This window comes from Ralstonia pickettii (assembly GCF_030582395.1).
Classification (GTDB): domain Bacteria; phylum Pseudomonadota; class Gammaproteobacteria; order Burkholderiales; family Burkholderiaceae; genus Ralstonia; species Ralstonia pickettii_D.
The window spans coordinates 2,973,052-2,998,657 of sequence record NZ_CP104381.1 but is presented as its reverse complement, the minus strand read 5'-3'; the positions used below and the strand labels follow the sequence as shown (position 1 = coordinate 2,998,657).

Here is a 25,606-nt window from a genome sequence, read left to right as displayed (position 1 = left end):
TAAACCCGCCTATAGTTCGCCCCTCGCTGCAAAACACAGCGCCGAAACGTAAGTGACGGTGGTGGTGTTGGGTGGTGGAGAAGCAGGAGTGGAGCGGGTTTGCGGTCGATTGGGTGGTTGGCGATTGGCTGGGGATTCGGTGGTGGTTGGCGGCGCGTTGGTGGATAAAAAATCTTCGACGAGTTGTTGACAGCGACGAAAAAGCTCTGCATAATCTCGTTTCTCTGCTGCAGACAACGCAGCGACGCGGTGAACAAAGTTGATCGCGAAGTTCTTTAACAAGCAAACAGCCGATAAGTGTGGGCGCTTAATACTGGGTGCGGCGGATTTCGATCCGCTAGCTAACAAGTAATGAAGTGCTCGCACAGAAGTAAGGTTTGAACGAAAGTTCAAGTCAGATTCTGAGAGTGAGCGACCGCTCGTAAAGAGCGAAAACAGCAGATTGAACTGAAGAGTTTGATCCTGGCTCAGATTGAACGCTGGCGGCATGCCTTACACATGCAAGTCGAACGGCAGCATGATCTAGCTTGCTAGATTGATGGCGAGTGGCGAACGGGTGAGTAATACATCGGAACGTGCCCTGTAGTGGGGGATAACTAGTCGAAAGATTAGCTAATACCGCATACGACCTGAGGGTGAAAGTGGGGGACCGCAAGGCCTCATGCTATAGGAGCGGCCGATGTCTGATTAGCTAGTTGGTGAGGTAAAGGCTCACCAAGGCGACGATCAGTAGCTGGTCTGAGAGGACGATCAGCCACACTGGGACTGAGACACGGCCCAGACTCCTACGGGAGGCAGCAGTGGGGAATTTTGGACAATGGGCGAAAGCCTGATCCAGCAATGCCGCGTGTGTGAAGAAGGCCTTCGGGTTGTAAAGCACTTTTGTCCGGAAAGAAATGGCTCTGGTTAATACCTGGGGTCGATGACGGTACCGGAAGAATAAGGACCGGCTAACTACGTGCCAGCAGCCGCGGTAATACGTAGGGTCCAAGCGTTAATCGGAATTACTGGGCGTAAAGCGTGCGCAGGCGGTTGTGCAAGACCGATGTGAAATCCCCGAGCTTAACTTGGGAATTGCATTGGTGACTGCACGGCTAGAGTGTGTCAGAGGGGGGTAGAATTCCACGTGTAGCAGTGAAATGCGTAGAGATGTGGAGGAATACCGATGGCGAAGGCAGCCCCCTGGGATAACACTGACGCTCATGCACGAAAGCGTGGGGAGCAAACAGGATTAGATACCCTGGTAGTCCACGCCCTAAACGATGTCAACTAGTTGTTGGGGATTCATTTCCTTAGTAACGTAGCTAACGCGTGAAGTTGACCGCCTGGGGAGTACGGTCGCAAGATTAAAACTCAAAGGAATTGACGGGGACCCGCACAAGCGGTGGATGATGTGGATTAATTCGATGCAACGCGAAAAACCTTACCTACCCTTGACATGCCACTAACGAAGCAGAGATGCATTAGGTGCTCGAAAGAGAAAGTGGACACAGGTGCTGCATGGCTGTCGTCAGCTCGTGTCGTGAGATGTTGGGTTAAGTCCCGCAACGAGCGCAACCCTTGTCTCTAGTTGCTACGAAAGGGCACTCTAGAGAGACTGCCGGTGACAAACCGGAGGAAGGTGGGGATGACGTCAAGTCCTCATGGCCCTTATGGGTAGGGCTTCACACGTCATACAATGGTGCATACAGAGGGTTGCCAAGCCGCGAGGTGGAGCTAATCCCAGAAAATGCATCGTAGTCCGGATCGTAGTCTGCAACTCGACTACGTGAAGCTGGAATCGCTAGTAATCGCGGATCAGCATGCCGCGGTGAATACGTTCCCGGGTCTTGTACACACCGCCCGTCACACCATGGGAGTGGGCTTTACCAGAAGTAGTTAGCCTAACCGCAAGGAGGGCGATTACCACGGTAGGGTTCATGACTGGGGTGAAGTCGTAACAAGGTAGCCGTATCGGAAGGTGCGGCTGGATCACCTCCTTTAAGAGCGTGCATCCGACGTTAGGCGTCCACACTTATCGGTTTGTTTGATGTTACAGCCAAGGGTCTGTAGCTCAGGTGGTTAGAGCACCGTCTTGATAAGGCGGGGGTCGTAGGTTCAAGTCCTACCAGACCCACCAAGTTACGGACGGTGGAAGAAGTTCTCTGCCGTGACTGGGGGATTAGCTCAGCTGGGAGAGCACCTGCTTTGCAAGCAGGGGGTCGTCGGTTCGATCCCGTCATCCTCCACCATTACCTTTTGGTTACCAAACGCAAGCATCGACGCGGTGTCGATGGTGTTTGCGTTTGGCCTAGCCAAGACGAGCGTAAAAGTTCGGCTGTTCTTTAACAATATGGAATGTAGTAAAGGTGTCGCGGTGCGTTGATGAGGCGCACATATAAAACGCGACACTGGGTTGTGATTGTATCAACCAGTATTACCAGAGCAATCGATGAGATTGTCTTGGAATACGGCACAACGCGAGAACTCAGCCTATAGCGAGACATACTCGTTATAGGGTCAAGCGAATAAGTGCATGTGGTGGATGCCTTGGCGATTACAGGCGATGAAGGACGTAGTAGCCTGCGAAAAGCTGCGGGGAGCTGGCAAACGAGCTTTGATCCGCAGATATCCGAATGGGGAAACCCGGCCCGTATGGGTCATCTGTTACTGAATACATAGGTAACAGAAGCGAACGCAGTGAACTGAAACATCTAAGTAGCTGCAGGAACAGAAATCAACCGAGATTCCCAAAGTAGTGGCGAGCGAAATGGGATCAGCCTTGTACTCTTTAGCAGTATTGTTAGCAAAGCGGAATGGAAAGTCCGGCCATAGTGGGTGATAGCCCCGTATGCGAAAACAGTATTGTGGAACTAGGTGTACGACAAGTAGGGCGGGACACGTGAAATCCTGTCTGAAGATGGGGGGACCATCCTCCAAGGCTAAATACTCGTAATCGACCGATAGTGAACCAGTACCGTGAGGGAAAGGCGAAAAGAACCCCGGGAGGGGAGTGAAATAGATCCTGAAACCGCATGCATACAAACAGTCGGAGCCTGGAAACGGGTGACGGCGTACCTTTTGTATAATGGGTCAGCGACTTACATTCAGTGGCAAGCTTAACCGATTAGGGAAGGCGTAGCGAAAGCGAGTCCGAATAGGGCGTTCAGTCGCTGGGTGTAGACCCGAAACCAAGTGATCTATCCATGGCCAGGTTGAAGGTGCGGTAACACGTACTGGAGGACCGAACCCACTAACGTTGAAAAGTTAGGGGATGAGCTGTGGATAGGGGTGAAAGGCTAAACAAACTTGGAAATAGCTGGTTCTCTCCGAAAACTATTTAGGTAGTGCCTCGTGTCTCACCTTCGGGGGTAGAGCACTGTCATGGTTGGGGGGTCTATTGCTGATTACCCCGCCATAGCAAACTCCGAATACCGAAGAGTGCAATCACGGGAGACAGACATCGGGTGCTAACGTCCGGTGTCAAGAGGGAAACAACCCAGACCGCCAGCTAAGGTCCCTAAATATTGCTAAGTGGGAAACGAAGTGGGAAGGCTAAAACAGTCAGGAGGTTGGCTTAGAAGCAGCCACCCTTTAAAGAAAGCGTAATAGCTCACTGATCGAGTCGTCCTGCGCGGAAGATGTAACGGGGCTAAGCAATATACCGAAGCTGCGGATGCACGTAAGTGCATGGTAGGAGAGCGTTCTGTAAGCCTGTGAAGGTGTCTTGTAAAGGATGCTGGAGGTATCAGAAGTGCGAATGCTGACATGAGTAGCGATAAAGGGGGTGAAAGGCCCCCTCGCCGTAAGCCCAAGGTTTCCTACGCAACGTTCATCGGCGTAGGGTGAGTCGGCCCCTAAGGCGAGGCAGAGATGCGTAGCTGATGGGAAGCAGGTTAATATTCCTGCACCGTCGTATGATGCGATGGGGGGACGGATCGCGGAAGGTTGTCCGGGTGTTGGATGTCCCGGTCCCTGCATTGGAGATGGCACTTAGGCAAATCCGGGTGCGTGATTCAAGGGTGTGGGGCGAGCGACTTTAGGTCGCGAAGCAATTGGAAGTGGTTCCAAGAAAAGCCTCTAAGCTTCAGTCATACGAGACCGTACCGCAAACCGACACAGGTGGGCGAGATGAGTATTCTAAGGCGCTTGAGAGAACTCGGGAGAAGGAACTCGGCAAATTGGTACCGTAACTTCGGGATAAGGTACGCCCTTGTAGTTTGACTGGCTCGCGCCAGAAGGACGAAGGGGTTGCAATAAAATGGTGGCTGCGACTGTTTAATAAAAACACAGCACTCTGCAAACACGAAAGTGGACGTATAGGGTGTGACGCCTGCCCGGTGCCGGAAGATTAAATGATGGGGTGCAAGCTCTTGATTGAAGTCCCGGTAAACGGCGGCCGTAACTATAACGGTCCTAAGGTAGCGAAATTCCTTGTCGGGTAAGTTCCGACCTGCACGAATGGCGTAACGATGGCCACACTGTCTCCTCCCGAGACTCAGCGAAGTTGAAGTGTTTGTGATGATGCAATCTCCCCGCGGCTAGACGGAAAGACCCCATGAACCTTTACTGTAGCTTTGCATTGGACTTTGAACCGATCTGTGTAGGATAGGTGGGAGGCTTTGAAACCGGGACGCTAGTTTCGGTGGAGCCGTCCTTGAAATACCACCCTGGTTTGTTTGAGGTTCTAACCTTGGCCCGTGAATCCGGGTCGGGGACAGTGCATGGTAGGCAGTTTGACTGGGGCGGTCTCCTCCCAAAGTGTAACGGAGGAGTTCGAAGGTACGCTTGGTACGGTCGGACATCGTACCTAAAGTGCAATGGCAAAAGCGTGCTTAACTGCGAGACCGACAAGTCGAGCAGGTGCGAAAGCAGGACATAGTGATCCGGTGGTTCTGTATGGAAGGGCCATCGCTCAACGGATAAAAGGTACTCTGGGGATAACAGGCTGATACCGCCCAAGAGTTCATATCGACGGCGGTGTTTGGCACCTCGATGTCGGCTCATCTCATCCTGGGGCTGTAGCCGGTCCCAAGGGTATGGCTGTTCGCCATTTAAAGAGGTACGTGAGCTGGGTTTAAAACGTCGTGAGACAGTTTGGTCCCTATCTGCCGTGGGCGTTGGAATCTTGACGGGGGCTGCTCCTAGTACGAGAGGACCGGAGTGGACGTACCGCTGGTGTACCTGTTGTCTCGCCAGAGGCATCGCAGGGTAGCTATGTACGGAAGAGATAACCGCTGAAAGCATCTAAGCGGGAAACTTGCCTGAAGATGAGGATTCCCTGGAGACTTGATCTCCCTGAAGGGTCGTTCGAGACCAGGACGTTGATAGGCTGGGTGTGGAAGCGCAGTAATGCGTTCAGCTAACCAGTACTAATTGCCCGTGCGGCTTGATCCTATAACCGGTATGTTTCCGGCTGGGTCCGCCTTGTGCCTGATACACATCACTCACAACCCCAAATCTACATTCCCATATTGGTCGCGTTGACCCCGTCAACGTGGCAACAAGTCATAGCCTGGTGACCATAGCGAGTCGGTACCACCCCTTCCCATCCCGAACAGGACCGTGAAACGACTCCGCGCCGATGATAGTGCGGATTCCCGTGTGAAAGTAGGTCATCGCCAGGCTCTCCCCATACAACACCCCAGCTCAATCTTTGCGCTGGGGTGTTTGTCTTTGCGCGCTCAGCTTCGATACCCGGCTTCTCCTGGCACATCTTGGTCCGGTGAACCAGATCGGCTCATTGCTGCGTGGTAAGCACCCGGTGAACCCGTCTTGAAGGGGACCCGCGTAGCAAGGAGCATCGTGTCCATCTAGTTCTAGGTGGACACGTGGACACTATCGAAGAGAGCGCGCCAATACGGCGCCGACGTCGGCATAGCGCCGAGTTCAAGGCCAAGGCAGTGCAGGAGTGCATGCAGCCGGGTGTTTCGATCGCGGCGATAGCCCTGCACCATCGCCTCAATGCGAATCTGCTGCGGCGCTGGGTCGCCGAGCAGGAAGCAAAGAATGGCGCGCCTGAGGACCGCGAGTTGATGAGGGTGCCGCAAGGCGAGTTCATCCCGTTGCGGATCGGCGAGCCGACCACTGCCGTGCCGGACATCCAGATCGAAGTCCGCCGTGGCGCGACGACGATCAGTCTTCGCTGGCCGGGATCGGCCGCAGCGCAGTGCGCCCAGTGGCTGCAAGGGTGGTTGCGTTGATTCGGGTGGACGCGATCTGGTTGGCCGTGGAGCCGCTGGACATGCGCGCCGGTACCGAAACGATCCTCGCGCGGGTCGTCAAGGTGTTCGGCGCGGCACGCCCCCACCACGCCTACCTGTTTGCCAATAAGAGTTCGACGCGCATGAAGGTGCTGGTCTACGACGGCTTCGGCATCTGGCTGGCCGCGCGGCGCCTCAACAAGGGGCGCTTCATCTGGACGAACGGCGACCAGGCGATCGCCACGGCGCTCAATCCCGAGCAATTGCGTGCGCTGGTGACGGGGCTGCCTTGGCAGACGCTCACCCACGACCACGCGATCACGGTCGTGTAATACCCCCAAAGCCGTAAACTGGCTTCCTTCCAGAGGACTTGGGGTTCTGGCAGACTCGCCGCATGAACCTACCCACCAACCTCGATGCCCTGAGCCCGGACGAACTGCGCACACTGGCTGCGCAGTTGATGGCCCAGGTCGGCGAGAAGGACCGGGAGTTGCGGTACCGGCAAGCCAAGATCGACCAGCTCACACACGAGCTGGCCATCCACAAGCGCTGGAAGTTCGGCAAGCGCAGCGAGCAACTGACATCTGAACAGGCGAGTCTGCTGGACGAAGCCATTGACGCAGACCTCGAGGCGATTGAGACCGAACTGGAAGCGCTCCTGCCGTCGTCCAAATCTGAAGCCAAGAGCAAGCCCAAGCGCCAGGCATTGCCGCCGCAGTTGCCGCGCACCGACATCCACCACGAGCCGGACGCAGAGACCTGCACCTGTGGGTGTGCGCTCAAGCGCATTGGCGAAGACATCAGCGAGAAGCTGGACTACACGCCGGGCACGTTCACCGTGGAGCGTCACATCCGCGGCAAATGGGTGTGCGATCAGTGTGAGACGCTGGTGCAGACGCCGGTGCCACCCCACGTCATCGACAAAGGCATCCCGACGGCCGGACTGCTGGCACATACGCTGGTGTCCAAGTTCGGCGACCACCTTCCCCTGTATCGGCAGGAGCGCATCTATGCGCGCGCCGGTCTGGCCATCCCGCAATCGACACTGGGCGCGTGGGTGGGCATCTGTGGCGTGCGTCTGCAACCGCTGGTGGACGCCCTGCAAGAAGAGGTTCTGAGCCACGGTGTTCTGCACGCCGACGAAACGCCAGTGCAGATGCTCGCGCCCGGCAATGGCAAGACGCACCGCGCCTACCTGTGGGCCTATGCGCCGAGCGAGTTCGAGAAGATGCGCGCGGTGATTTACCAGTTTGCGCCCAGCCGCAGCGGCGAGCACGCTCGCGCGTTCCTGGGGCAGTGGCAAGGCAAGCTGGTATGTGATGACTTCGCCGGCTACAAGGCCAGCTTCGACGGTGGCGTCACTGAGATCGGTTGCATGGCCCATTCGCGGCGCAAGTTCTTTGAACTGCACGACAAGCACAAGAGCGAATTGGCGGGCCAGGCACTGCGCTACATGGTGAGCTTGTACGAGATCGAGGCGCAAGTGCGGGATGCTGAGCCAGACCAGCGCCTGGCAGCGCGGCAACAAAGGGCTGGCCCGATTCTAGAGCGGCTGCACGCCTGGCTCGAGGAACAGCGACGCCGCGTCCCAGACGGCTCGGCGATCGCGCGGGCCATTGACTACAGCCTCAAGCGGTGGCCGGCTCTCGTGCGTTACCTCGACGACCCGACGGTGCCCATCGACAACAACCACGTCGAGCGACAGATCCGGCCGGTTGCCCTGGGTCGCTCCAATTGGTTGTTTGCAGGCTCACTGCGCGCCGGTCAACGCGCGGCTGCCGTCATGAGCCTGATCCAATCGGCCAAGCTCAACGGGCACGATCCCTACGCCTATCTGAAAGACGTCCTCACGCGACTGCCGACCCACAAGGCGGCCGACATCGCCGAACTGCTCCCGCATCGCTGGACGCCCAGCGCCACCTAGCTGGCAAGACGGGTTCACCGGGTGCTTACGCTGCGTGGAACGAGCCTCCGTTGCTCAATCGGTTCGTATGTCTGTTTGAGCCCCGCGCCCCAAAGAGCGGTTGGCCACGGCCGTCTTGCTGCGCGACGCGCAAATGCGACCGCGCGGTCTGCGAGTCGCTCTGTGCCAGGACCTGCTTCGCTAGATTGCTGCGCATATTCCATGACGTTGCGGAGCGATCTGCGGCTCTTCAGGGCGCCGCGCGCTTGGCGGACTGTTCTCGTAGCGACTCCGATCTCTGCAAGCATTGCGCCATATAAGGATGAGAGCATCAATGCTCGAAATCTCGCGATTTCATCAAGCAGCGCTTGACAGGGTGGCCTGATGGTCCCATAATCGCAAGTTCTCTTCGGAGAGGTGCCCGAGTGGCTAAAGGGGGCAGACTGTAAATCTGTTGGCTTACGCCTACGTTGGTTCGAATCCAACCCTCTCCACCAGAATTAAGCAGTGAGTTCGGTCGCAAGGCCGGGCGGCAAGGGAAGTAGTAACCCGGGCGGGTGTAGCTCAATGGTAGAGCAGAAGCCTTCCAAGCTTACGACGAGGGTTCGATTCCCTTCACCCGCTCCATTCACTGTTAGCAAGTTTTGCCCATGTGGCTCAGTGGTAGAGCACTCCCTTGGTAAGGGAGAGGTCGGCAGTTCGATCCTGCCCATGGGCACCACGCATCCACCAACGCAAATCGCTACCGAGACAGGAGTCGCGACATGGCAAAGGAAAAGTTCGAGCGGACCAAGCCGCACGTGAACGTTGGTACGATTGGTCACGTTGACCACGGCAAGACGACGCTGACCGCGGCGATCACGACCGTGCTGGCGACCAAGTTTGGTGGTGCCGCCAAGGCATACGACCAGATCGACGCGGCGCCGGAAGAAAAGGCACGCGGCATTACGATCAACACCGCGCACGTTGAGTACGAAACGGCCAACCGCCACTACGCGCACGTTGACTGCCCGGGCCACGCCGACTACGTCAAGAACATGATTACCGGTGCTGCCCAGATGGACGGCGCCATCCTGGTGTGCTCGGCCGCTGACGGCCCGATGCCGCAAACGCGTGAGCACATCCTGCTGGCCCGTCAGGTTGGCGTGCCGTACATCGTCGTGTTCCTGAACAAGTGCGACATGGTGGACGACGCTGAGTTGCTGGAACTGGTCGAGATGGAAGTGCGCGAACTTCTGTCGAAGTACGACTTCCCGGGCGACGACACCCCGATCGTCAAGGGTTCGGCCAAGCTGGCGCTGGAAGGCGACAAGGGCGAACTGGGCGAAGTGGCCATCATGAACCTGGCCGACGCACTGGACACCTACATCCCGACGCCGGAGCGCGCTGTTGACGGCACGTTCCTGATGCCGGTGGAAGACGTGTTCTCGATCTCGGGTCGCGGCACCGTGGTGACCGGCCGTATCGAGCGCGGTGTGGTCAAGGTCGGCGAAGAACTTGAGATCGTCGGTATCAAGGCCACGCAAAAGACCACCTGCACGGGCGTGGAAATGTTCCGCAAGCTGCTGGACCAGGGTCAAGCAGGCGACAACGTCGGTATTCTGCTGCGCGGCACGAAGCGCGAAGACGTCGAGCGCGGCCAAGTGCTGTGCAAGCCGGGTTCGATCAAGCCGCACACGCACTTCACGGGCGAGGTCTACATCCTGTCGAAGGACGAAGGCGGCCGTCACACGCCGTTCTTCAACAACTACCGTCCGCAGTTCTACTTCCGTACGACGGACGTGACCGGCTCGATCGAGCTGCCGGCCGACAAGGAAATGGTCATGCCGGGCGACAACGTGTCCATCACCGTCAAGCTGATCGCCCCGATCGCCATGGAAGAAGGCCTGCGCTTCGCAATCCGTGAAGGTGGTCGTACCGTCGGTGCTGGCGTCGTCGCTAAGATCATCGAGTAAGTGCTGTAACTCTTCCGTGCGGCTGCCAACCGGCCGCACGTGAAGTGCCAGAGTGGGGTTGACCGAATGGCAACCCCAAAGCTGTTTTAGGGGTATAGCTCAACTGGCAGAGCGTCGGTCTCCAAAACCGAAGGTTGGGGGTTCGATTCCCTCTGCCCCTGCCAATTCATCAGCCGCGTCGCGCAGGAAAACGCGCCACGCGGCTTAGTCTCGTTTGGGAAACATGGCCAATCCGAACGTCGAAACCGTCAACACCGCCAGCGGCAAGTGGCTGCTGGTCTTGGCGTTCCTGCTGCTAGTTGCTGGGGTGATCGGTTTTTACCTGCTGGCACAACAGCCAAGCTATGTCCGTGCTGCCTCGCTGATTGGCGGGCTGGTGCTGGGCGCGGGCGTTGCGCTGGTGTCCGCACCTGGGCAAGGCTTCATCGAGTTCGCGCGTGAGTCTTACCGCGAAGTTCGCAAGGTGGTGTGGCCGACGCGCAAGGAAGCCGGGCAGATGACCGGTCTGGTGTTTGCGTTCGTCGTGATCATGGCCTTGTTCCTGTGGTCTGCGGACAAGCTCATCGAGTGGGTGATCTTCTCGCTCGTGTTGGGCTGGAAATAATCGGGTGAAGCCATGACGGATAACGTAGTGAACGACACGTCCACGGATTCGTCCGCACCGGCCTCCAAGAAGCGCTGGTATGTCGTGCATGCCTATTCGGGCATGGAAAAAAGCGTGCAACGCGCGCTGCAGGAGCGCATCGAGCGCGAAGGCCTGCAACATCTGTTCGGCCAGATTCTGGTGCCGTCGGAAGAGGTGATGGAAAGCAAGAGCGGCCGCAAGACCGTGACTGAGCGTCGCCTGTTCCCTGGCTATGTTTTTGTCGAAATGGAAATGACCGACGAGACTTGGCACTTGGTGAAAAACACTTCCAAGGTGACCGGTTTCATTGGTGGTACGGGCAATCGCCCCTCGCCGATTTCCAAGAGCGAAGTCGACAAGATCATGGCCCAGATCCAGGAAGGGGTCGAAAAGCCGCGTCCCAAGACGCTGTTCGAAGTGGGCGAAATGGTGCGCGTGAAGGAAGGCCCGTTCACCGACTTCAACGGCAACGTCGAGGAAGTGAACTACGAGAAATCGCGCCTGCGCGTTTCCGTGACGATCTTTGGGCGTGCGACACCGGTCGAACTCGAGTTCGGCCAGGTCGAGAAGGTTTAAAAAAATTCGGTGTGGTGGCGCAAGCCACTGCACTAGTCGTCCGGTCCACTGGACCTGACGGGCAACGGTGGCGAAGCCGCCTGCGCCAACAGAGGAGCGTCGGCCTTGCGCCGGTGCGTTACCACTCAACAGGATTGCCATTGTTTTCTGAGCTAGGCAATCCGGATTGGAGTCAAGATGGCCAAGAAGATTATTGGCTTTATCAAGCTGCAAATTCCGGCTGGTAAAGCAAATCCGTCCCCGCCCGTCGGCCCGGCCCTGGGTCAGCGCGGTCTGAACATCATGGAGTTCTGCAAGGCGTTCAACGCGCAGACTCAAGGTATGGAACCGGGCTTGCCGGTGCCGGTGGTGATCACCGCCTTCGCCGACAAGAGCTTCACCTTCGTGATGAAGTCGCCGCCCGCGACTGTGCTCATCAAGAAGGCTGCCGGTATCCAGAAGGGTTCCGCCAAGCCGCATACCGACAAGGTTGGCAAGATCACCCGCGCTCAGGCAGAGGAAATCGCCAAGGCGAAGAACGCTGACCTTACCGCAGCTGATCTGGACGCCGCCGTGCGTACGATCGCCGGTAGCGCCCGTTCGATGGGTATCACGGTGGAGGGCCTGTAATCATGGCAAAGATTTCGAAGCGTGCGGCCGCGAACAAGGCCAAGGTCGAACGTACCAAGTTCTACCCTATCGACGAAGCACTGAGCCTCGTTAAGGAATGCGCCAGCGCCAAGTTCGATGAGTCCATCGATGTGGCTGTGCAACTGGGCATCGATGCGAAGAAGTCGGACCAAGTGGTTCGTGGTTCGGTGGTGTTGCCTGCGGGTACCGGCAAGTCGGTGCGCGTGGCTGTGTTCGCACAAGGCGACAAGGCCGAGCAAGCCAAGGCTGCTGGCGCTGAGATCGTCGGCATGGAAGACCTCGCCGAGCAGATCAAGGCTGGCAAGATGGACTTCGACGTCGTGATCGCCTCGCCGGACACGATGCGCGTGGTCGGTACGCTGGGTCAGATCCTGGGCCCGCGCGGCCTGATGCCGAACCCGAAGGTCGGCACCGTGACGCCGGACGTTGCCACGGCTGTGAAGAACGCCAAGGCGGGTCAGGTGCAATTCCGTGTCGACAAGGCCGGTATCATCCACGCCACCATCGGCCGCCGCTCGTTCGAGCCGGCAGCATTGAAGAGCAACCTGGCTGCATTGCTGGACGCTCTGACCAAGGCCAAGCCGGCGTCGAGCAAGGGCGTGTACCTGCGCAAGGTCGCCGTCTCGTCGACGATGGGCGTGGGCGTGCGTGTTGACCAGGCAACCCTGGCTGCCTGATCGCTGTCGATCTTTCGCACCGGGCGGCCCGATAACCATCCTGGTGTTAGCAGTTTTCTCTCGCGTGGCCCCGGTCACGCGGACCCTGGAAGCTTAAGGGACAAGACTTTGGGCAGTGGTAGACGTTTGCGCAAGCAGGCCGACGCCGCTGGTTATCAAAGACCGTTGGCGGTGAAGGGCTCCTTGGAGCCAACACCTTAATCGCAGCCGATTCCGGAAACGGAGCCGATGCTCAGCCAACGCAGATGGCGCCCCCGAAGGGAATGAGTGACTTTGGTATTGCCGAAGTGATTTGTGCCAATCGGACGCCGTACTTTTGGACTGACCGAGGTGACCGCAGCGATTGCGCAAGCCGAAGTCGTTTTGGAGCTTAACCGTGGCACTCAATCTCGAAGATAAGAAGGCCGTCGTGGCCGAGGTAACGGCGCAAGTCGCCAAGGCCTCGACCATCGTCGTTGCTGAATATCGCGGTATCACGGTTGGCGATCTGACCAAGCTGCGCGCGCAAGCGCGCCAGCAAGGCGTTTACCTGCGCGTTCTGAAGAACACGCTGGCACGCCGCGCTGTTGAAGGCACGCCGTTTGCCGAACTCGCCGAGCAACTGACTGGCCCGCTGATCTACGGTATTTCCGAAGACGCAGTGGCCCCGGCCAAGGTGCTGAACGATTTCGCCAAAGGCAATGACAAGCTGGTGCTGCGCGCCGGTTCGTACGATGGCAAGGTTCTCGACGTCGACGCCGTAAAGGCGCTGGCAACGATTCCGAGCCGCGAAGAACTGCTCAGCAAGCTGCTGTTCGTCATGCAGGCTCCGGTGTCGGGCTTTGCCCGCGCCCTGGGTGCCCTGGCTGCCAAGCAAGGCGAAGGCGAGGCTGCAGCGGCCTAATAGGCTGCTCCACCGCTTACAGATCGCACGATCGATACCGAATCACATTCTGGAGTTATTCAAATGGCAATCACCAAAGACGACATCCTGGAAGCCGTTGGCGCGATGTCCGTGATGGAACTGAACGACCTGGTCAAGGCGTTCGAAGAGAAGTTTGGCGTGTCGGCTGCTGCCGTGGCCGTGGCCGGTCCGGCTGCTGCTGGTGGCGCTGCTGCCGCTGAAGAGCAAACCGAATTCACCGTGACGCTGAAGAGCGCCGGCGCGAACAAGGTTGGCGTCATCAAGGCCGTGCGTGAAATCACTGGTCTGGGCCTGAAGGAAGCCAAGGACCTGGTCGATGGCGCACCGAAGCCCGTGAAGGAAGGCGTTGACAAGAAGACCGCCGACGAGCTGGTGAAGAAGCTGGTGGAAGCCGGCGCGGAAGCCGAAGCCAAGTAAGTGCAGGTCTCGCGTGCCGTATCCGGTACGCGATGGAGGCTGGCAAAGGGAGTTTTCCCGGCGCCAGCCTTTTTGCGCTTGTGGGGCCAGTTGTTGAGCGATCCCGCAATCACGCTGTAAGTATCGTTGAAGTCTCTTCGCCGGGTTTTCCGGCAGCCGGCCCAGACAAGGCCAGCAGAGGCCAAACATCAGTGGCACACTAGGCAGTTCGCAGTCCGCTGATGTTTGTCTTCTGAACCGACTGCAGAAGGCAAGTTTGGTCGGGTACTCCCCCGTCCGTAGCATGGGCTCCATGGGCCCATGTGCGAACGGCGCGCGCAGTACCGTCAGCCAGAGGTTGGTAGCGGCCAACCGCCAAATCCCGTCACCAGTCGCTGAACACCTCAAGTGTCAGGCGTGCCTTATCGCCTTAAGTCCGTCGCGCGCACTTGCGATGATTCGGAGATCCCATGGCGTACAGCTTTACCGAGAAAAAGCGTATTCGCAAGAGTTTCGCGAAACGCGCAACGGTTCATCAGGTTCCCTTCCTGCTTGCCACCCAGATTCAATCGTATGCCCAGTTCTTGCAGGAGAACACTCCTGTTGCACAACGCAAGAGCGAAGGTTTGCAAGCGGCGTTCAACGCCATTTTCCCCATCGTGTCGCACAATGGTCTGGCACGCATGGAGTTCGTGTCGTACCACCTGTCCAACCCGCCGTTTGACGTCAAGGAATGTCAACAGCGTGGTCTGACCTTCCACTCGGCGCTGCGCGCAAAAGTGCGCTTGATCATCAACGACCGCGAGAATCCCACCAAGGTCAAGGAGATCAAGGAGCAGGAAGTTTACATGGGCGAAATTCCGCTCATGACCTCCACCGGTTCGTTCGTGATCAACGGGACGGAACGTGTGATCGTGTCCCAGCTGCATCGTTCGCCGGGCGTGTTCTTCGAGCACGACAAGGGCAAGACGCACAGCTCGGGCAAGCTGCTGTTCTCGGCGCGGATCATTCCGTACCGCGGCTCGTGGCTCGATTTCGAATTCGACCCGAAGGACATCCTGTACTTCCGCGTCGACCGCCGCCGCAAGATGCCGGTGACGATCCTGCTGAAGTCGATTGGCCTGACGCCGGAACAGATCCTGGCGCACTTCTTTGTGTTCGATAACTTCACGCTGAAGACCGAAGGCGCACTGATGGAATTCGTGCCCGAGCGTCTGCGCGGTGAAGTCGCTCGCTTCGACATTTCCGACAAGAACGGCAAGGTCGTGGTCGAGAAGGACAAGCGCATCAACGCCAAGCACATCCGCGACCTGGATTCCGCGGGCACCAAGCTGATCAGCGTGCCGGAAGACTACCTGCTGGGCCGTGTGCTGGCGAAGAACATCGTCGATCCGGACACCGGTGAAGTCCTGGCCAACGCCAACGACGAACTGACCGAAGGCGTGCTCGAGAAGCTGCGTGACGCCGGCGTGAAGGAAATCCAGACGCTGTACACGAACGACCTGGATCAGGGTCCGTACATGTCCGCGACGCTGCGCACGGACGACACGGCCGACCAGACCGCCGCGCGTATCGCGATCTATCGCATGATGCGCCCGGGCGAGCCGCCGACCGAAGACGCCGTCGAAGCGCTGTTCCAACGTCTGTTCTACAGCGAAGACTCGTACGACCTGTCGCGCGTTGGCCGCATGAAGGTCAACAGCCGCCTGAACCGCTCGACCGGTACCGGCCCGATGGTGCTGACCGACGAGGACATCCTCGACACGATCAAGCTGCTGGTGAACCTGCGTAACGGCAAGGGCGAAGTGGACGATATCGACCACCTCGGCAACCGTCGTGTGCGTTGCGTCGGCGAACTGGCGGAAAACCAGTTCCGCGCTGGTCTGTCGCGCGTTGAGCGTGCCGTGAAGGAACGTCTGGGTCAGGCCGAGACGGAAAACCTGATGCCGCACGACCTGATCAACTCGAAGCCGATTTCGTCGGCGATTCGCGAGTTCTTCGGTTCGTCGCAGCTGTCGCAGTTCATGGACCAGACCAACCCGCTGTCGGAAGTCACGCACAAGCGTCGTATTTCGGCACTGGGCCCGGGCGGTCTGACGCGCGAGCGTGCGGGCTTTGAAGTCCGTGACGTGCACCCGACCCACTATGGCCGCGTGTGCCCGATCGAAACGCCGGAAGGTCCGAACATTGGTCTGATCAACTCGCTGGCGCTGTACGCACAGCTGAACGACTACGGCTTCCTCGAAACGCCGTACCGCAAGGTTGAAAACGGCAAGCTGACCGACCAGGTGGATTACCTGTCGGCCATCGAGGAAGGCAAGTACGTGGTGGCGCAGGCCAACGCGACGCTCGACAAAGACGGTAACCTGATCGACGAACTGGTTTCCGCGCGCGAAGGCAGCGAGCGTGAAACCCGTATGGTCACGCCGGACCGCGTGCAGTACATCGACGTGGCACCGTCGCAGATCGTGTCGGCTGCAGCTTCGCTGGTGCCGTTCCTCGAGCACGATGATGCAAACCGTGCACTGATGGGCGCGAACATGCAGCGTCAGGCCGTGCCTTGCCTGCGTGCGGACAAGCCGCTCGTGGGTACGGGCGTCGAGCGCACCGTGGCGGTGGACTCGGGTACCGCCGTGCAGGCAACCCGTGGCGGCGTGGTCGACTATGTTGACGCGAACCGCGTGGTGATCCGCGTGAACGACGACGAAGCCGTGGCCGGTGAAGTCGGCGTGGACATCTACAACCTGATCAAGTACACGCGTTCGAACCAGAACACGAACATCAACCAGCGTCCGATGGTCAAGGTGGGCGACATCGTTGCCCGCGGCGACGTGATTGCTGACGGTGCCTCGACCGACATGGGCGAGCTGGCGCTCGGCCAGAACATGCTGGTCGCGTTCATGCCCTGGAACGGCTACAACTTCGAAGATTCGATCCTGATCTCGGAGCGCGTCGTGGCTGAGGACCGCTACACCTCGATCCACATCGAGGAACTGTCGGTCGTTGCCCGCGACACCAAGCTCGGACCGGAAGAAATCACGCGCGACATCTCGAACCTGGCCGAAGCCCAACTGGCTCGCTTGGACGAGTCGGGCATCACGTACATCGGCGCGGAAGTGGAAGCCGGCGACGTGCTGGTCGGCAAGGTTACGCCCAAGGGCGAGACCCAGCTGACGCCGGAAGAGAAGCTGCTGCGTGCGATCTTCGGTGAGAAGGCGTCCGACGTGAAGGACACCTCGCTGCGCGTGCCGTCGGGCATGAGCGGTACCGTGATCGACGTGCAGGTCTTCACGCGTGAAGGCGTGGTGCGTGACAAGCGCGCCCAGTCGATCATCGACGAAGAACTGAAGCGCTACCGCCTGGACCTGAACGACCAGCTGCGTATCGTGGAAGGCGATGCCTTCCAGCGTCTGGAGCGTCTGCTGGTGGGCAAGGTTGCCAACGGCGGCCCGAAGAAGCTGGCCAAGGGCACCGCGCTCAGCAAGGAATACCTGGCCGATCTGGACAAGTGGCACTGGTTCGACATCCGCCCGGCGGAAGACGAAGTTGCGCTGCAACTGGAAGCCGTGAAGGTCGCCATCGAGCAGAAGCGCCACGACTTCGACCTCGCGTTCGAAGAGAAGCGCAAGAAGCTCACGCAAGGCGACGAACTGCCGCCGGGCGTGATCAAGATGGTCAAGGTGTATCTGGCCGTGAAGCGTCGCCTGCAGCCTGGTGACAAGATGGCCGGCCGTCACGGTAACAAGGGTGTTGTGTCGAAGATCACCCCGATCGAAGACATGCCCTACATGGCCGACGGCACACCTGCTGACATCGTGCTGAACCCGCTGGGCGTGCCTTCGCGGATGAACGTGGGTCAGATTCTCGAAACCCACCTGGGTTGGGCCGCGCGCGGTCTGGGTGAACGCATCGGCAACATGCTCAAGGCGCAAGCCAAGGCGGCCGAGATCCGCAAGCTGCTGGAACAGATCTACAACGAAAGCGGCAAGGTTGAAGATCTGGACAGCCTGTCCGACGCTGAAATCCTGGAACTGGCCGAGAACCTGAAGAAGGGCGTGCCGTTCGCGACGCCGGTGTTCGACGGTGCGCATGAGGATGAAATCCGCCGCATGCTGGACCTCGCCTATCCGGAAGACATCGCGAAGGAGAAGGGCCTGACCGCTTCCAAGCAGCAGGTCACGCTGTTCGACGGCCGCACCGGTGAAGCCTTCGAGCGTCCGGTCACGCTGGGCGTGATGCACATGCTGAAGCTGCACCACTTGGTCGACGACAAGATGCACGCGCGTTCGACCGGTCCGTACTCGCTGGTGACGCAGCAGCCGCTGGGCGGTAAGGCCCAGTTCGGTGGCCAGCGTTTCGGTGAAATGGAAGTGTGGGCACTCGAAGCGTACGGCGCATCCTACGTGCTGCAGGAAATGCTGACCGTGAAGTCGGATGACGTGAACGGCCGGACCAAGGTGTACGAGAACATCGTCAAGGGCGAGCACTCGATCGATGCCGGCATGCCGGAATCGTTCAACGTGCTGGTGAAGGAAATCCGCTCGCTGGGTATCGACATCGACCTCGAGCGCAACTAAGCGCCGATGCGGTGAGGGCGTGGCGGCAACATCGCCATGCCCTGGTAACAGCAGCCATTGACGAAGATTTAGGGCCGGCGCCTTTGGGTCACACCAGGGCGCCAGCCTCAAACTCAAGGAGTTTGGAATGAAAGCATTGCTCGACCTATTCCGTCAGGTACAGCAAGAAGAGCAGTTTGACGCGATCAAGATCGGCCTCGCGTCGCCTGAGAAAATCCGTTCGTGGTCGTTCGGCGAAGTCAAGAAGCCCGAGACCATCAACTACCGTACGTTCAAGCCTGAGCGTGACGGCCTGTTCTGCGCCAAGATCTTTGGCCCGATCAAGGACTACGAGTGCCTGTGCGGCAAGTACAAGCGCCTGAAGCACCGTGGCGTGATCTGCGAGAAGTGCGGCGTTGAAGTCACGCTGGCCAAGGTGCGCCGTGAGCGCATGGGCCACATTGAACTGGCTGCGCCGACCGCGCACATCTGGTTCCTGAAGTCGCTGCCGTCGCGTCTGGGCATGGTGCTCGACATGACGCTGCGCGACATCGAGCGCGTGCTGTACTTCGAAGCATTCGTCGTGGTTGAGCCGGGCATGACCGCGCTCAAGAAGAGCCAGATCATGTCGGAAGACGACTACTTGGCCAAGTGCGACGAGTACGGCGAAGGCGAATTCGTCGCCATGATGGGCGCGGAAGGCATTCGCGAGCTGCTGCGCGGCATCGACATCGAGAAGCAGATCGAGACGATCCGCGCCGAGCTGCAGGCCACGGGCTCGGAAGCCAAGATCAAGAAGTTCGCCAAGCGCCTGAAGGTGCTCGAGGCATTCCAGCGTTCGGGCATCAAGCCGGACTGGATGATCCTGGAAGTGCTGCCGGTGCTGCCGCCCGAGCTGCGTCCGCTGGTGCCGCTGGACGGCGGCCGTTTCGCCACGTCGGACCTGAACGATCTGTATCGCCGCGTGATCAACCGGAACAACCGTCTGAAGCGTCTGCTCGAGTTGAAGGCGCCGGAGATCATCGTGCGCAACGAAAAGCGCATGCTGCAGGAAGCAGTGGATTCGCTGCTGGACAACGGCCGTCGCGGCAAGGCGATGACCGGCGCCAACAAGCGTCCGCTGAAGTCGCTGGCTGAAATGATCAAGGGTAAGGGCGGCCGTTTCCGTCAGAACCTGCTGGGCAAGCGCGTGGACTACTCGGGCCGTTCGGTCATCGTGGTGGGCCCGACGCTGAAGCTGCACCAGTGCGGCCTGCCCAAGCTGATGGCGCTCGAGCTGTTCAAGCCGTTCATCTTCCACAAGCTGGAAACGATGGGCATCGCCACCACGATCAAGGCGGCGAAGAAGGAAGTGGAAAGCCAGACGCCGGTGGTGTGGGACATCCTCGAAGAGGTGATCCGCGAACACCCGGTGATGCTGAACCGTGCGCCGACGCTGCACCGCCTGGGTATCCAGGCGTTCGAGCCGGTGCTGATCGAAGGCAAGGCCATCCAGCTGCACCCGCTGGTCTGCGCGGCGTTCAACGCCGACTTCGACGGTGACCAGATGGCTGTTCACGTTCCGCTGTCGCTAGAAGCGCAGATGGAAGCGCGCACGCTGATGCTGGCGTCGAACAACGTGCTGTTCCCGGCGAACGGCGATCCGTCGATCGTGCCGTCGCAAGACGTGGTGCTGGGTCTGTACTACACGACCCGGGACAAGATCAACGGCAAGGGCGAGGGCATGACCTTCGCTGACATCTCGGAAGTGATTCGCGCCTACGAGAACAAGGAAGTCGAACTGGCTTCGCGTGTGAACGTGCGGATCACCGAGTATGAGCTGGTGAACCCGGAAGCCGACGGCGATGCCCGCTTCGCGCCGAAGATCACGCTGCAATCGACCACGGTCGGCCGCGCGATCCTGTCTGAGATCCTGCCCAAGGGTCTGCCGTTCTCGGTGCTGAACAAGCCGCTGAAGAAGAAGGAAATTTCGCGCCTGATCAACACGGCATTCCGCAAGTGCGGTCTGCGCGAAACCGTGATCTTCGCTGACAAGCTGCTGCAGTCGGGTTTCCGCCTGGCAACGCGCGCCGGTATCTCGATCGCCATCGACGACATGCTGGTGCCGCCGGCCAAGGAGAAGATCATCTCCGAGGCAGCCGCCAAGGTGAAGGAATACGACAAGCAGTACATGTCGGGTCTGGTGACGGACCAGGAGCGTTACAACAACGTCGTGGACATCTGGGGCGCCGCCGGCGACCAGGTGGGCAAGGCGATGATGGAGCAGCTTCAGACCGAAGACGTGGTCGACCGCCACGGCAACACCGTCAAGCAAGAGTCGTTCAACTCCATCTACATGATGGCCGACTCGGGCGCACGGGGTTCCGCGGCGCAGATCCGTCAGCTCGCCGGTATGCGTGGCCTGATGGCCAAGCCTGACGGCTCGATTATTGAGACGCCGATTACCGCAAACTTCCGCGAAGGCCTGAACGTTCTGCAGTACTTCATCTCGACCCACGGTGCACGTAAGGGTCTGGCTGATACGGCACTGAAGACCGCGAACTCGGGTTACCTGACGCGTCGTCTTGTCGACGTGACGCAGGATCTGGTGGTGGTGGAAGACGATTGCGGCACCTCCAACGGCGTGGCCATGAAGGCCCTGGTCGAAGGCGGTGAAGTGATCGAAGCCCTGCGCGACCGTATCCTGGGCCGCGTGGTCGTCAACGACGTGGTGAACCCCGAAACGCAGGAAACCGCGATCGAGGCCGGCACGCTGCTCGACGAAGACATGGTGGACCTGATCGACGCGCTCGGCGTGGACGAAGTGAAGGTCCGCACGCCGCTGTCCTGCGACACGCGTTACGGCCTGTGCGCCAAGTGCTACGGTCGCGACCTCGGCCGCGGTGTGCTGGTCAACTCCGGCGAAGCAGTGGGTGTGATCGCTGCGCAGTCGATCGGTGAGCCGGGCACGCAGCTGACGATGCGTACGTTCCACATCGGTGGTGCGGCATCGCGTGCGGCAGTGGCATCGAGCGTGGAAGCGAAGGCAACCGGTACCGTGCGTTTCACGGCGACCATGCGTTACGTCACCAACGCGAAGGGCGAGCAGATCGTCATCTCGCGTTCGGGCGAAGCGCTGATCACCGACGACCACGGCCGTGAGCGTGAGCGCCACAAGATCACGTACGGCGCGACGCTGCTGGTCAAGGATGGTCAGTCCATCAAGGCCGGCACGCAGCTCGCCACGTGGGATCCGCTGACGCGTCCGATCATTTCGGAGTACTCGGGCACCATCAAGTTCGAGAACGTCGAAGAAGGCGTGACCGTCGCCAAGCAGATGGACGAAGTGACCGGTCTGTCGACGCTGGTGGTGATCGATGCGAAGCGTCGTACCGCTGCCACGAAGGGCATCCGTCCGCAGGTGAAGCTGCTCGACTCGTCGGGCGCCGAAGTGAAGATCCCGGGCACGGACCACTCCGTGACCATCGGCTTCCAGGTGGGCGCGCTGATCACCGTGAAGGACGGTCAGCAGGTGCACGTGGGTGAAGTGCTCGCACGTATCCCGACCGAATCGCAGAAGACGCGTGACATTACCGGTGGTCTGCCGCGTGTGGCCGAGCTGTTCGAAGCCCGTTCGCCGAAGGACGCCGCCGTGCTGGCGGAAGTCACCGGTACGGTTTCGTTCGGTAAGGACACCAAGGGCAAGCAGCGCCTGGTGATTACGGATCTCGACGGCAACGCCCACGAGTTCCTGATCGCCAAGGAAAAGCAGGTGCTGGTGCACGACGGCCAGGTGGTCAACAAGGGCGAGATGATCGTCGAAGGCCCGGCCGACCCGCACGACATCCTGCGTCTGAAGGGCGTGGAAGAGCTGGCGACCTACATCGTCGACGAAGTGCAGGACGTGTACCGTCTGCAAGGTGTGAAGATCAACGACAAGCACATCGAAGTGATTGTTCGTCAGATGCTGCGCCGTGTGCAGATCGTCGATACCGGCGACACCCGCTTCATCCCGGGTGAACAGGTGGAGCGTTCGGACCTGCTCGACGAGAACGACAAGGTGATCGCGCTGGGCAAGCGTCCGGCGACCTACGAGAACCTGCTGCTGGGTATTACGAAGGCATCGTTGTCGACCGACAGCTTCATCTCGGCGGCGTCGTTCCAGGAAACCACGCGCGTGCTGACCGAAGCCGCCATCATGGGCAAGGTCGACGACCTGCGTGGTCTGAAGGAAAACGTCATCGTGGGCCGTCTGATCCCGGCCGGTACCGGCCTGGCCTACCACCGCGCCCGCAAGGCGAAGGAAGTGGCCGACCGCGACCGCGCTGCAGCGATTGCCGAAGAAGAAGCCGCTTCGATCTTCGAAACGCCTGCTGTTCAGCAAGAAGGCGACGCGTAAGCGAACGCCAGCAACACCATCAAAGCCCGGCCACGTGCCGGGCTTTTTTTTGCCCGCATTTTGGCTGGGCGCCGTGTGCAGACGCCAAACAACACTGGTGCTGTCGGGTTCGTATTTTCTTGAGACGTTAACCCGCCTTAACATGCCAACCGCTATGATTTCCCGGTTATAGACCGGCACTTTTTACAATCTGCGCGCCCTCCAGCGGAGCAGATTCCAGCAAGTCGCCGGCCCCTCCAGTCTTGCCGACGATTCCTCCATGAAGCTCACACGCAAGCAGATCGCCGTTGGTGCGGTCGCCCTGGTCGTTGCCGGCGCGGCGGTGGTGCAGATGGTCTGGCACCCGTTTGGCCGCTCGCGCGCGCTGCACGCCCGCCAAGTCCAGCTCGACCTGACCTATCCCGACGCCCTGATCGACAGCCAGAGCCTGTCGCAACTGCCGCGCGACGTGCTGCGTGTGCCGTTGCTGCGCGACGTGCTCACCGAAGATTTCGTGGCCTATTACGAAGGCAACGAAGACCGCCTCTCGGTGGCCGGTGCGCTGCGCCGCCTGGCGTACGAGCAGAAGCTCGACCTGGCCGAGACGGTGCTCAAGCACGTGTTTGACGAACCCGCCCGCGTGATGCTGTGGCGCGGCCCCGACGACAAGCTGCGCTACTGGGTGCTCTCGATGCAGCGCAACGGCCTCGCCAAGGCGCTGGAAGCCGTCGCCACTGTTGCCACCAGCGACACGCAGCTCACCAAGGTCGCCGATGGGCTCGGCGATTCCGGCGCGCCGGTCTATGCGCTCAGGCTTTCGGCCACGCGTTCGATCCTGATTGCCAGCAAGGGCGACCGGCTGATCGCGCTGTCCGAGCCGGGCATGCTGCTCGACAAGGACGGCAAGCCGATCTCCAAGCAGGCGAACGCGCTGGCGGCGCTGTTCTCCGACGACGCTGGCAAGCGCAATGTGCAAGGCACGGCGTACGCGCTGCCCGCGCAGGAACCGACGGGCCATCACGTTGTGGTGAGCGCCAACTATCTGTCGTTCGGTTATCAGCAGTACTTCCCCGGCATTGAAGCGCTGCGTTTCGACTTCGGTTCGGGCAAGGACGGCACGGGCAACGGCTGGCAGAGCGCCGCGCTCATCGACCCGGCCCGGCTTTCGGCCAAGTGGGATAACGCCGGCCTGTGGCGGGCGCTGCCGTCTGATCCTGCCGCGTGCGCGACGCTGCCGGTCGACTGGAAGGCCGCTGGCTCGCTGCTGAAGTCCGTGGCTGGCGATGCCAAGGAGGTCAGCGAAGCCGCCGCACATGTCGGCGAGGCATTCGCGGGCCCGGCTGCAGTGTGCTGGTACGGCAAGTCGTCGCTGGTGGCGCCGTTGTTCGTCGCGAAGCTGTCGTCGGTGTCGCAGGCAGAAGCCGTTAAGCCGGCGCTCGGCGCGCTATTCGGCAAGATTGTCGGTTCGTACGAAGCCAAGGCGCAGGCCGACGACAAGTCCGGTCCGTACAAGCGCCTGCCGGTGACGACAAAGCAGGGCCCTGCCAACGCCACGCTGTGGCAGCGCCCGGTCAGCGCGCGCTACGGTACGGCCCAATCGGCCGCCGCACCGTTTGCGGCGCAGCTGTCGGCCGATCGCTACTTCCCCGTCACGCTCGCGATTGCGGGCGATGTGGTCGTGTTCTCGCCCGACGCGCGCCTCGTTGAAGACGCCCTGGCGGTGCTCGCGAAGCGCTTCCCCGCCGTGGCCGATAGCCTGCCGAAGGACAAGACCGATCGCATCGTCCTGACGATGACGCCCGCATCGCTCGCGCCGCTCGTTCGCCGCGAAGCCGGTGCCGCGCTGCCCGCCGATCAGGAAGCAGTGTTCCTCAACGCGGCGCAGACGCATCTGTTTCCGAAGCTCAAGGCGTTGTCGCGATACGCGCCGGTGTCGCTGGCGCTGGACGGCGGTGTGCCGTCGGCGCGCGGTTGGGTGCCGGTGACGTGGCTCTCCAGCGGACGCGGCCTGCCTGCCGGTGGAGACGGAACGCCGCCGCCGGCTGACGCAACGGCAGCGCAAGCTCCGGCGGCCGATGCGCCGGCCACAGCGGCTGCGGCGCCCGCCTCCGAAGACAACACCAGCACGCAGCAATGACGTTGCGCGCCCAGGCCGCCGCGTTGAACCGCCGCCGTTGGTTGACGGCGGCGGGCGCCTGCCTGCTCGCTCCGGCTGTACATGCGCTGTCGGGCTGGGCTGATACGGCGCCCGCCGATGCCGATGCCCTGACGCCGGACCAATCCAGCGTGTTCCGCGCGTGGTTCGTGCGCATCGTTAACGAGCAGCTCCGCCAAGGCCCGACCCCGCGCTGGACGCACCGTGACTGCGCCGGCCTCGTGCGCTTTGCCGCCGGCGAGGCGCTGCGCCCCCACGACGCCCGCTGGCTGCGCGCCAATGGCATGCGCGATGCAGAATCCGCCCGGCAACTGCCGCCCGAGCTGAACCTCACGCCCGCCCAGCGCACGCTCACCCAGCGGTGGGCACGCCTCGATGGCAGCACCGGCGCCTATGTTTCGGCGCTGGGGCTCATCCAGCAGAACAGCCGCTTCATCGCCAAGGACGTCAACCAGGCGCTCCCGGGCGATCTGCTCTTCTTCGATCAAGGCGACGACCAGCATCTGATGATCTGGATGGATCGCTACATCGCTTACCACACCGGCACCGTCACCCGCACCGACAACGGCCTGCGCGCGGTCCCGGTTTCTGAACTGATGCAATGGAAAGACTCGCGCTGGCAGCCGCAGAGCGGCAACCCCAACTTCATCGGCGTGTTTCGTCTGGCCTTTTTGACACGGTAGAAAAACT

General features: G+C 60.3%; 14 protein-coding genes, 6 tRNA genes and 3 rRNA genes. All 23 read left to right on the top strand.

Going from position 1 to position 25,606, the window contains the following annotated elements:
* The first annotated feature begins 444 nt into the window (after nt 1–444).
* The 23 genes from N5B55_RS14500 to N5B55_RS14390 all read left to right on the top strand — a co-directional run bounded on the left by N5B55_RS14500 (nt 445) and on the right by N5B55_RS14390 (nt 25,599).
* Nucleotides 445–1,982: ribosomal RNA gene (locus N5B55_RS14500) — 16S ribosomal RNA — on the top strand.
* Nucleotides 1,983–2,042: 60 nt separating this feature from the next.
* Nucleotides 2,043–2,119 (top strand) — tRNA-Ile (locus tag N5B55_RS14495).
* 36 nt (nt 2,120–2,155) lie between these two features.
* Nucleotides 2,156–2,231, top strand: a tRNA-Ala gene (locus tag N5B55_RS14490).
* 266 nt (nt 2,232–2,497) lie between these two features.
* A 23S ribosomal RNA gene (locus N5B55_RS14485) occupies nt 2,498–5,376 on the top strand.
* Between the two features lie 117 nt (nt 5,377–5,493).
* Nucleotides 5,494–5,606: ribosomal RNA gene (rrf, locus tag N5B55_RS14480) — 5S ribosomal RNA — on the top strand.
* Together the 16S, 23S and 5S rRNA genes with 2 tRNA genes alongside form the textbook arrangement of a ribosomal RNA operon.
* A 204-nt stretch (nt 5,607–5,810) precedes the next feature.
* Entirely contained in the window at nt 5,811–6,182 is a 372-nt protein-coding gene (gene tnpA, locus N5B55_RS14475) for an IS66-like element accessory protein TnpA (RefSeq protein ID WP_004633552.1), read from the top strand.
* Nucleotides 6,149–6,514, top strand: coding sequence for an IS66 family insertion sequence element accessory protein TnpB (gene tnpB / locus N5B55_RS14470; protein ID WP_306303472.1), 366 nt, complete (start codon nt 6,149–6,151; stop codon nt 6,512–6,514). The genes tnpA and tnpB overlap by 34 nt, the downstream gene beginning before the upstream one ends.
* A gap of 62 nt (nt 6,515–6,576) precedes the next feature.
* Nucleotides 6,577–8,106, top strand: coding sequence for an IS66 family transposase (gene tnpC / locus N5B55_RS14465; protein WP_009238807.1), 1,530 nt, complete (start codon nt 6,577–6,579; stop codon nt 8,104–8,106).
* Between the two features lie 390 nt (nt 8,107–8,496).
* Nucleotides 8,497–8,582, top strand: a tRNA-Tyr gene (locus tag N5B55_RS14460).
* A 56-nt stretch (nt 8,583–8,638) separates the two neighbouring features.
* Nucleotides 8,639–8,712, top strand: a tRNA-Gly gene (locus N5B55_RS14455).
* Between the two features lie 19 nt (nt 8,713–8,731).
* A tRNA-Thr gene (locus N5B55_RS14450) sits at nt 8,732–8,806 on the top strand.
* 43 nt (nt 8,807–8,849) lie between these two features.
* Nucleotides 8,850–10,040, top strand: coding sequence for an elongation factor Tu (tuf, locus tag N5B55_RS14445; protein ID WP_015855767.1), 1,191 nt, complete (start codon nt 8,850–8,852; stop codon nt 10,038–10,040).
* An 88-nt stretch (nt 10,041–10,128) separates the two neighbouring features.
* Nucleotides 10,129–10,204 (top strand) — tRNA-Trp (locus tag N5B55_RS14440).
* A gap of 59 nt (nt 10,205–10,263) precedes the next feature.
* Nucleotides 10,264–10,644 (top strand): preprotein translocase subunit SecE, encoded by a 381-nt coding sequence (gene secE / locus N5B55_RS14435; RefSeq protein WP_015855766.1) that lies wholly within the window; start codon nt 10,264–10,266, stop codon nt 10,642–10,644.
* 12 nt (nt 10,645–10,656) lie between these two features.
* Nucleotides 10,657–11,241 carry a transcription termination/antitermination protein NusG gene (gene nusG, locus N5B55_RS14430; RefSeq protein WP_015855765.1) on the top strand — a complete coding sequence of 195 codons (585 nt, stop codon included), beginning with the start codon at nt 10,657–10,659 and terminating at the stop codon, nt 11,239–11,241.
* 177 nt (nt 11,242–11,418) lie between these two features.
* Nucleotides 11,419–11,850 (top strand): 50S ribosomal protein L11, encoded by a 432-nt coding sequence (gene rplK / locus N5B55_RS14425; protein WP_004634453.1) that lies wholly within the window; start codon nt 11,419–11,421, stop codon nt 11,848–11,850.
* A 2-nt stretch (nt 11,851–11,852) separates the two neighbouring features.
* Entirely contained in the window at nt 11,853–12,548 is a 696-nt protein-coding gene (rplA, locus tag N5B55_RS14420; RefSeq protein ID WP_004634454.1) for a 50S ribosomal protein L1, read from the top strand.
* Between the two features lie 376 nt (nt 12,549–12,924).
* The gene (gene rplJ, locus N5B55_RS14415; RefSeq protein ID WP_004634455.1) at nt 12,925–13,431 is read left to right on the top strand and encodes a 50S ribosomal protein L10; all 507 of its coding nucleotides are present in this window, start codon (nt 12,925–12,927) and stop codon (nt 13,429–13,431) included.
* A gap of 63 nt (nt 13,432–13,494) precedes the next feature.
* Nucleotides 13,495–13,869, top strand: coding sequence for a 50S ribosomal protein L7/L12 (gene rplL, locus N5B55_RS14410; protein ID WP_004634456.1), 375 nt, complete (start codon nt 13,495–13,497; stop codon nt 13,867–13,869).
* A gap of 449 nt (nt 13,870–14,318) precedes the next feature.
* The gene (gene rpoB / locus N5B55_RS14405; protein WP_304538500.1) at nt 14,319–18,425 is read left to right on the top strand and encodes a DNA-directed RNA polymerase subunit beta; all 4,107 of its coding nucleotides are present in this window, start codon (nt 14,319–14,321) and stop codon (nt 18,423–18,425) included.
* A gap of 127 nt (nt 18,426–18,552) precedes the next feature.
* The gene (gene rpoC / locus N5B55_RS14400; protein ID WP_065859623.1) at nt 18,553–22,782 is read left to right on the top strand and encodes a DNA-directed RNA polymerase subunit beta'; all 4,230 of its coding nucleotides are present in this window, start codon (nt 18,553–18,555) and stop codon (nt 22,780–22,782) included.
* Nucleotides 22,783–23,041: 259 nt separating this feature from the next.
* On the top strand, nt 23,042–24,898 hold the full coding sequence (locus tag N5B55_RS14395) for a DUF2138 domain-containing protein (protein ID WP_304538499.1): 1,857 nt from the start codon (nt 23,042–23,044) through the stop codon (nt 24,896–24,898).
* Complete coding sequence (locus tag N5B55_RS14390) at nt 24,895–25,599, top strand: DUF1175 domain-containing protein (RefSeq protein ID WP_304538498.1); 705 nt, start codon at nt 24,895–24,897, stop codon at nt 25,597–25,599. The genes N5B55_RS14395 and N5B55_RS14390 overlap by 4 nt, the downstream gene beginning before the upstream one ends.
* The last annotated feature ends 7 nt before the right edge of the window (nt 25,600–25,606 follow it).

Excerpts from the sequence above, each read along its gene's own strand:
- rplK (WP_004634453.1), top strand. The coding sequence starts at position 11,419 with ATGGCCAAGAAGATTATTGGCTTTATCAAGCTGCAAATTCCGGCTGGT.
- rpoB (WP_304538500.1), top strand. The coding sequence starts at position 14,319 with ATGGCGTACAGCTTTACCGAGAAAAAGCGTATTCGCAAGAGTTTCGCG.
- secE (WP_015855766.1), top strand. The coding sequence starts at position 10,264 with ATGGCCAATCCGAACGTCGAAACCGTCAACACCGCCAGCGGCAAGTGG.
- rplL (WP_004634456.1), top strand. The coding sequence starts at position 13,495 with ATGGCAATCACCAAAGACGACATCCTGGAAGCCGTTGGCGCGATGTCC.
- tuf (WP_015855767.1), top strand. The coding sequence starts at position 8,850 with ATGGCAAAGGAAAAGTTCGAGCGGACCAAGCCGCACGTGAACGTTGGT.
- rpoC (WP_065859623.1), top strand. The coding sequence starts at position 18,553 with ATGAAAGCATTGCTCGACCTATTCCGTCAGGTACAGCAAGAAGAGCAG.
- rplA (WP_004634454.1), top strand. The coding sequence starts at position 11,853 with ATGGCAAAGATTTCGAAGCGTGCGGCCGCGAACAAGGCCAAGGTCGAA.
- nusG (WP_015855765.1), top strand. The coding sequence starts at position 10,657 with ATGACGGATAACGTAGTGAACGACACGTCCACGGATTCGTCCGCACCG.
- tnpC (WP_009238807.1), top strand. The coding sequence starts at position 6,577 with ATGAACCTACCCACCAACCTCGATGCCCTGAGCCCGGACGAACTGCGC.
- N5B55_RS14390 (WP_304538498.1), top strand. The coding sequence starts at position 24,895 with ATGACGTTGCGCGCCCAGGCCGCCGCGTTGAACCGCCGCCGTTGGTTG.
- N5B55_RS14395 (WP_304538499.1), top strand. The coding sequence starts at position 23,042 with ATGAAGCTCACACGCAAGCAGATCGCCGTTGGTGCGGTCGCCCTGGTC.